The sequence below is a fragment of the Enterobacter cloacae complex sp. IR5450 genome (assembly GCF_049238665.1).
In the GTDB taxonomy this organism is placed as follows: domain Bacteria; phylum Pseudomonadota; class Gammaproteobacteria; order Enterobacterales; family Enterobacteriaceae; genus Enterobacter; species Enterobacter hormaechei_C.
The window spans coordinates 42,857-49,745 of the sequence record NZ_JBMKIC010000035.1 but is presented as its reverse complement, the minus strand read 5'-3'; the positions used below and the strand labels follow the sequence as shown (position 1 = coordinate 49,745).

The 6,889-nt window shown below is 56.8% G+C and carries 7 protein-coding genes; 4 read left to right on the top strand and 3 right to left on the bottom strand.

All coding sequences use genetic code 11. The features are described from left to right. Positions 1–96 precede the first annotated feature (96 nt). Both rarD and yigI read right to left on the bottom strand, forming a co-directional pair. A complete protein-coding gene (gene rarD / locus ACOTYB_RS20785; RefSeq protein ID WP_017694744.1) occupies positions 97–993 on the bottom strand; it encodes an EamA family transporter RarD in 897 nt (298 codons plus the stop codon). 51 nt (positions 994–1,044) lie between these two features. Further along, positions 1,045–1,512 carry an acyl-CoA thioesterase YigI gene (yigI, locus tag ACOTYB_RS20780; protein WP_006812366.1) on the bottom strand — a complete coding sequence of 156 codons (468 nt, stop codon included), beginning with the start codon at positions 1,510–1,512 and terminating at the stop codon, positions 1,045–1,047. A gap of 160 nt (positions 1,513–1,672) precedes the next feature. On the opposite strand from yigI, the gene pldA reads away from it, so the two are divergent. The 3 genes from pldA (at position 1,673) to rhtC (ending at position 5,144) form a co-directional block, all read left to right on the top strand. Continuing rightward, the gene (gene pldA / locus ACOTYB_RS20775) at positions 1,673–2,542 is read left to right on the top strand and encodes a phospholipase A (RefSeq protein WP_003860803.1); all 870 of its coding nucleotides are present in this window, start codon (positions 1,673–1,675) and stop codon (positions 2,540–2,542) included. A gap of 90 nt (positions 2,543–2,632) precedes the next feature. Then, positions 2,633–4,462 (top strand): ATP-dependent DNA helicase RecQ, encoded by a 1,830-nt coding sequence (recQ, locus tag ACOTYB_RS20770; RefSeq protein WP_003860800.1) that lies wholly within the window; start codon positions 2,633–2,635, stop codon positions 4,460–4,462. 61 nt (positions 4,463–4,523) lie between these two features. Next, entirely contained in the window at positions 4,524–5,144 is a 621-nt protein-coding gene (gene rhtC / locus ACOTYB_RS20765) for a threonine export protein RhtC (protein ID WP_023323988.1), read from the top strand. Here rhtC and rhtB read toward each other — a convergent pair. Continuing rightward, positions 5,141–5,761 carry a homoserine/homoserine lactone efflux protein gene (gene rhtB, locus ACOTYB_RS20760; RefSeq protein WP_003860798.1) on the bottom strand — a complete coding sequence of 207 codons (621 nt, stop codon included), beginning with the start codon at positions 5,759–5,761 and terminating at the stop codon, positions 5,141–5,143. The two genes, rhtC and rhtB, sit on opposite strands and share 4 nt — an antisense overlap. A gap of 111 nt (positions 5,762–5,872) precedes the next feature. Here rhtB and pldB point away from each other — a divergent pair, with 111 nt between their 5' ends. Beyond that, entirely contained in the window at positions 5,873–6,865 is a 993-nt protein-coding gene (gene pldB, locus ACOTYB_RS20755) for a lysophospholipase L2 (protein WP_015570002.1), read from the top strand. Positions 6,866–6,889 lie beyond the last annotated feature (24 nt).

The following is a 6,889-nucleotide window of genomic DNA, read 5'->3' as shown; positions in this document are numbered from 1 at the left end:
AGCTGGGAAAAGAGTACAGTAATATGGTCATGGTGGCATGACCATATTACTGGGGATCCCTCAGCCCTGTGGGAGAGGGTTAGGGTGAGGGCAACATCACAGCCCTTTGCGCACCCTGCGCTGGGTATAAATCGCATCCGCAACAAAGATGGCCAGCGCCACCCAGATAAAGGCGAACGTCACCATCTTATCCGCACCCGGCACCTCGCCGTAAAACACCACCGCCAGCAGGAACATCAGCGTCGGGCCAATGTACTGGAAGAAGCCCAACGTGGAGAGGCGCAGACGCGTTGCCGCGCCGGTGAAGCACAGCAGGGGTATCGTCGTGACCACGCCCGCGGCCATCAGCATCAGGTTCAGCGACCATGGGTTGCTGCCCATATGGCTGGTGGCGCTGTCGGCAATACCGAACAGGTAGATCGCGGCGACAGGCAGCAGCCACAGGGTTTCAAACAGCATTCCCGTCTGCGCTTCCACGGCGATTTTTTTACGCACCAGGCCGTAGAAGGCAAAGCTGAACGCCAGCCCCAGGGCGATAACCGGCAGTGAGCCGAAGGTCCACAGCTGTACCAGCACGCCGCAGAAGGCCAGAATCACTGCCACCCACTGCATCCGGCGAAAGCGCTCGCCGAGGAAAATCATCCCCAGCAAAATATTGACCAGCGGGTTAATAAAGTAGCCCAGGCTGGCTTCGAGCATGTGATGGTTATTCACCGCCCAGATAAACAGCAGCCAGTTTCCGCCAATCAGCACCGCAGAGAGGGCGAGCAGGAAGACCTTCTTCGGGGTTTTCAGCAGCGTTTTGACGCCTGACCACTGACGGCTGATACTCATCAGCGCAATCATGAAGAAAAACGACCAGATGACGCGGTGAGTGAGGATCTCGTCCGCCGGGACATAGGCGATAAGTTTGAAGTACGCCGGTGCTATACCCCAAATAAAATAAGCGGCAAGGGCGAGTAAAACGCCCTGCCGCGTCTGTTTAGCATCCATCGGGAAAATCCGTTACAAAAAAGTGAAGTAATTTTACCCGAATTTGCCGTCTCAACCCACCATATAAGTGGCGGTTGCGCTGGCGATATAAACCTGCTCCTCGTTATGCAGCTCAACGCGGGCGACGGCAACTTTATTCCCGGCGCGCAGCAGGCTGCTGGTACAGGTGAAGCGGTTTCCGCGTCCTGGGCGCAGGTAGTCGACGCGTAAATCGATGGTGCCCATGCGCGACAGGCGCTGGCGTAACTCATCTTCGTTGATGGTGTCGTGGCGCGTCAGCGTGCTGCCCACGCACACCAGACCGGCCGCCACGTCCAGCGCGGAGGCAATTACCCCGCCGTGCAAAATGCTTTGCGCCCAGTTACCGACCATCATTGGCTGATTATTGAAACTCAGCTGAGCGAAGTCTTTTTCGTATCGCTCCAGCTCAAGACCCAGTGCACGGTTGAACGGCATGTGGTACACAAAAATCTCGCCCACGAGCTTTAAGGTTTCTTCGGCGGTGAGTGTGGCTGACATCTGACGTGGCATCCTTGTTGTTAACAAAATGTTGATTTTATGCTTCAGGATAAAGGAATGCCACTTTAAGAAACGAGGAAGCGGAAGTTATCGCAGAAGTCTGTAGAATGCCCGGACAAAACTATTCATTAAATGTCACCATTTCAGGAGAACACCACCGATGCGGACGTATCTGGGTTGGTTACTGGCGGCGGTTGCGCTGCCCCTCACAGCATATGCGCAGGAAGCGACGATCAAAGAGGTGCATGATAAACCTGCCGTTAAGGGCAGCATCATCGCCAATATGCTTCAGGAGCATGACAATCCGTTCACGCTGTACCCGTATGACACAAACTACGTGATCTACACCCAGACCAGCGATCTCAACAAAGAGGCGATAAGCTCCTATAACTGGTCTGATAATGCGCGTAAAGATGAGGTGAAGTTCCAGCTCAGCCTCGCCTTCCCGTTCTGGCGCGGCATCCTGGGGCCGAACTCGGTACTTGGCGCGTCCTACACGCAGAAGTCATGGTGGCAACTCTCCAACAGCGGGGAGTCATCACCGTTCCGCGAAACCAACTATGAACCGCAGCTGTTCCTCGGTTTCGCCACCGATTATGAGTTTGCAGGCTGGACGCTGCGAGACGTGGAGGTGGGCTATAACCACGATTCCAACGGTCGTTCCGACCCAACCTCACGCAGCTGGAACCGCATCTATACGCGTCTGATGGCGCAGAACGGCAATTTCATGGTGGAAGTGAAGCCGTGGTACGTAGTAGGCAGCACCGATGACAACCCGGATATCACCAAATACATGGGATACTATCAGCTTAAGGTGGGCTATCAGCTGGGTGACGCGGTGCTGAGCGCCAAAGGCCAGTACAACTGGAATACCGGCTACGGCGGTGCAGAGCTGGGCCTGAGCTACCCGGTAACGAAACACGTGCGTCTCTATACCCAGGTGTATAGCGGCTACGGCGAATCGCTGATCGACTACAACTTCAACCAGACCCGCGTCGGTGTGGGCGTCATGCTGAACGATATTTTCTAAGCTGCTCGAATGTTTTTGCGTTAAACGTTGAAGTTTCTCTCTCAGGCGCTGAAAATAGCGCCTGTTTCATTTCTGGCATATGGGGTTAACGTGGCGCAGGCGGAAGTATTGAATCAGGAATCGCTGGCTAAACAGGTTTTGCATGAAACCTTTGGCTACCAGCAGTTCCGTCCTGGCCAGGAAACCATCATTGAAACCGTGCTGGAAGGCCGCGATTGCCTGGTGGTCATGCCGACCGGCGGCGGTAAATCGCTCTGCTATCAGGTGCCCGCGCTGGTGCTTAATGGCCTGACGGTTGTGGTATCACCCCTTATTTCCCTGATGAAAGACCAGGTCGACCAGCTGCTCGCCAACGGCGTGGCGGCGGCCTGTCTTAACTCAACGCAAACTCGCGAGCAGCAGCAAGAGGTGATGGCCGGGTGCCGCACCGGACAGGTTCGCCTGCTGTATATCGCGCCAGAGCGCCTGATGCTGGACAACTTCCTCGACCACCTGGCGCACTGGAACCCGGTGCTGCTGGCGGTGGATGAAGCGCACTGTATCTCCCAGTGGGGGCACGATTTCCGCCCGGAATACGCCGCCCTCGGCCAGCTTCGTCAGCGCTTCCCCGAGCTGCCGTTTATGGCGCTTACCGCCACGGCGGACGACACCACGCGTCAGGACATCGTTCGCCTGCTGGGACTGAACGACCCGTATATTCAGGTCAGCAGCTTCGACCGCCCGAACATCCGCTATATGCTGATGGAAAAGTTCAAGCCGCTGGATCAGCTCCTGCGCTACGTGCAGGAGCAGCGCGGCAAGTCCGGCATCATCTACTGCAACAGCCGCGCAAAGGTGGAAGACACCGCTGCGCGTCTGCAAAATCGCGGCTTTAGCGCGGCGGCATACCATGCCGGGTTAGAGAACCACATCCGCGCCGATGTGCAGGAAAAATTCCAGCGCGACGACCTGCAAATCGTGGTCGCAACGGTGGCGTTCGGGATGGGGATCAACAAGCCCAACGTGCGCTTTGTGGTGCATTTCGACATTCCGCGCAATATCGAATCCTACTATCAGGAAACCGGCCGCGCCGGGCGTGATGGTCTGCCTGCGGAAGCGATGCTGTTTTACGACCCGGCGGATATGGCGTGGCTGCGCCGCTGTCTGGAAGAGAAACCGCAGGGGCAGTTGCAGGATATCGAACGCCACAAGCTTAACGCGATGGGGGCCTTCGCCGAAGCGCAAACCTGCCGCCGTCTGGTGTTACTCAACTACTTTGGTGAAGGGCGTCAGGCGCCGTGCGGCAACTGCGATATCTGCCTCGACCCGCCGAAGCAGTACGATGGCCTGATGGACGCGCGCAAAGCGCTCTCGACTATCGGACGCGTGAACCAGCGCTTTGGGATGGGCTACGTCGTTGAAGTGCTGCGCGGGGCTAACAACCAGCGTATCCGCGATATGGGTCACGACAAGCTACCGGTTTACGGCATCGGGAAAGACCAGAGCCATGAGCACTGGGTGAGTATTATCCGCCAGTTGATCCACCTCGGCTTTGCCACGCAAAATATTGCCCAGCATTCTGCGCTTCAGCTGACCGAAGCGGCGCGACCTGTCCTGCGTGGCGAGGTTGAACTGAAGCTCGCCGTTCCGCGCGTCGTCGCCCTGAAGCCGCGCGTGATGCAAAAATCCTACGGCGGTAACTACGACCGCAAGCTGTTCGCCAAGCTGCGTAAGCTGCGTAAAGCTATTGCCGATGAAGAGAACATCCCGCCATACGTGGTGTTCAACGACGCGACGCTGATCGAGATGGCCGAGCAAATGCCGCTCAGCGCCAGCGAGATGCTCAGCGTCAACGGCGTCGGCACGCGCAAGCTGGAGCGCTTCGGTAAAGAGTTTATGGCGCTCATCCGTTCCCACGCTGATGGTGATGATGAGGAGTAGTCAGCCGGGCGAAAAAGTGCCAGGATGGTGACTCACTGTATTATTTCCCCGCGAGCTAATTATGTTAATGCTATTTCTCACCGTGGCGTTAGTGCACATCGTTGCGCTGATGAGCCCAGGCCCTGATTTTTTCTTCGTGTCGCAAACGGCCGTCAGCCGCTCCCGCAAAGAGGCGATGATGGGTGTGCTCGGTATTACCATGGGCGTCATGGTCTGGGCGGCGGTTGCGCTGCTCGGTCTGAACCTGATCCTGGCGAAAATGGCGTGGCTGCATAACATCATTATGGTTGGCGGCGGTCTGTACCTGTGCTGGATGGGCTACCAGATGCTGCGCGGGGCGCTGAAGAAAGAAGAGAACAAGCCGGAAGAGCCAAAGGTTGAGCTGGCAACGGGCGGCCGTAGCTTTGTGAAAGGGCTGCTGACCAACCTGGCGAACCCGAAAGCAATTATTTACTTCGGCTCGGTATTCTCGCTGTTTGTGGGGGATAACGTCGGCGCGGGCGCGCGCTGGGGGATCTTCCTGCTGATCGTTGTGGAAACGTTCGCCTGGTTTACCGTTGTGGCAAGCCTGTTTGCCTTACCGGCGATGCGTCGCGGCTACCAGCGCATCGCGAAGTGGATCGACGGCTTCGCCGGCGCGTTGTTCGCCGGCTTCGGCATTCATCTCATCATTTCTCGCTAAGCATGACGCGCTGACGCAAGCAGCGCGCCAACCAGCATAAACAGCGAACCAAAGACTTTGTTCAGGGCCTTCATCTGCTTAGGCCCTTTGATCCACGCCGCAATTCGCTGCGCCAGCGTCGCGTAACCAATCATCACAATGATATCGACAATAATGGTGGTTGCGCCCAGCACCACGTACTGCATCACCTGTGGCTGATGCGGCACGATAAACTGCGGGAACAGGGCGGCGAGGAACACGATGCTTTTCGGGTTGGTCAGGTTAACGAACACCGCGCGCTTAAACAGGTGGCCGCGTGTTTGCGTCCGGGAGAGCGTATGCAGATCAATCGAGCCAGCGGCGCGCCACTGCTGAATGCCCAGCCAGATAAGATACGCTGCGCCAGCCCATTTCAGCACCTCGAAGGCCAGCACCGAACGGGAGAACAGCGTGCCCAGACCAATCCCCACCAGCACAATATGAATGCCAAGCCCGGTCTGTAAACCGGCGATTGACGCCACCGCGCCGCGATAGCCGTGATTAATTGAGGTGGTCATGGTGTTGATTGCGCCCGAGCCAGGTGAAAGGCTGAGGATGATGGATGTCAGCAGGTAGGCGAACCACCACTCGAAGGTCATTTGAAACTCCCGGATCGTCTGTTTTTATGCCACAATACGCTATTGTTGAGTCATTTTGTGACCGGTGACGAAAAAAACGATATTCCCTGAATTACGGGGGGTGGAAACCCAATGTTTCAGCAGAAAAAGGACTGGGAAACACGAGAAAACGCATTTGCTGCTTTCTCCATGGGGCCGCTGACCGATTTCTGGCGCCAGCGTGAGGAAGATGAGTTTATGGGCGTCGGGGAAATCCCGGTACGCTTCGTTCGTTTCCGTGATGAAAAAAATGACCGGGTGATTGTGGTCTGCCCCGGGCGCATCGAAAGCTATATCAAATATGCCGAGCTGGCGTATGACCTGTTCCATCTGGGCTTTGATGTGTTAATTATCGACCATCGCGGGCAGGGGCTTTCCGGCCGGATGTTGCCGGATACCCATCGCGGCCACGTGGATAACTTCAGCGATTACGTCGACGATCTGGCCGCGTTCTGGCAGCAGGAAGTGCAGCCCGGGCCGTGGCGCAAGCGTTATATTCTTGCCCACTCCATGGGGGGCGCGATCTCGACGTTGTTTTTGCAGCGCCATAAGCACCAGTGCGACGCCATTGCGCTAACCGCGCCGATGTACGGCATTGTGATACGTTTTCCTGACTGGATGGTGCGCCATCTTCTCGACTGGGCTGAGGGCCATCAGCGCATTCGAGAAGGCTATGCCATCGGAACAGGACGCTGGCGGGCGTTACCGTTTGCCATCAACGTGTTAACCCACAGTCGGCAGCGTTATCGGCGCAACCTGCGTTTTTATGCCGATGAACCGCGTCTGCGGGTCGGCGGCCCCACCTGGCACTGGGTGCGGGAAGGTATTCATGCCGGTGAACAGGTGCTGGCAGGCGTAGGCGATGATGACACGCCGACGCTCCTGATCCAGGCGGAAGAAGAGCGTGTGGTGGATAACCGCATGCATGACCGCTATTGTGAACTTCGCGCCGCTGCGGGCCATCCCTGTGAAGGGGGTAAACCGCTGGTCATCAACGGTGCGTACCATGAGATCCTTTTTGAAAAGGACGCTATGCGCTCAGTCGCGCTCAACGCCATTGTTGAATTTTTCAACAGGCATAACTGATTATTGTTTTCCACCAGAGGTTGA

What these genes read in the sequence shown, in the direction of transcription:
- pldA (WP_003860803.1), top strand. Translation starts at nt 1,673, where the DNA reads ATGCGGACGTATCTGGGTTGGTTACTGGCGGCGGTTGCGCTGCCCCTC.
- rhtC (WP_023323988.1), top strand. Translation starts at nt 4,524, where the DNA reads ATGTTAATGCTATTTCTCACCGTGGCGTTAGTGCACATCGTTGCGCTG.
- pldB (WP_015570002.1), top strand. Translation starts at nt 5,873, where the DNA reads ATGTTTCAGCAGAAAAAGGACTGGGAAACACGAGAAAACGCATTTGCT.
- yigI (WP_006812366.1), bottom strand. Translation starts at nt 1,512, where the DNA reads ATGTCAGCCACACTCACCGCCGAAGAAACCTTAAAGCTCGTGGGCGAG.
- rhtB (WP_003860798.1), bottom strand. Translation starts at nt 5,761, where the DNA reads ATGACCTTCGAGTGGTGGTTCGCCTACCTGCTGACATCCATCATCCTC.
- rarD (WP_017694744.1), bottom strand. Translation starts at nt 993, where the DNA reads ATGGATGCTAAACAGACGCGGCAGGGCGTTTTACTCGCCCTTGCCGCT.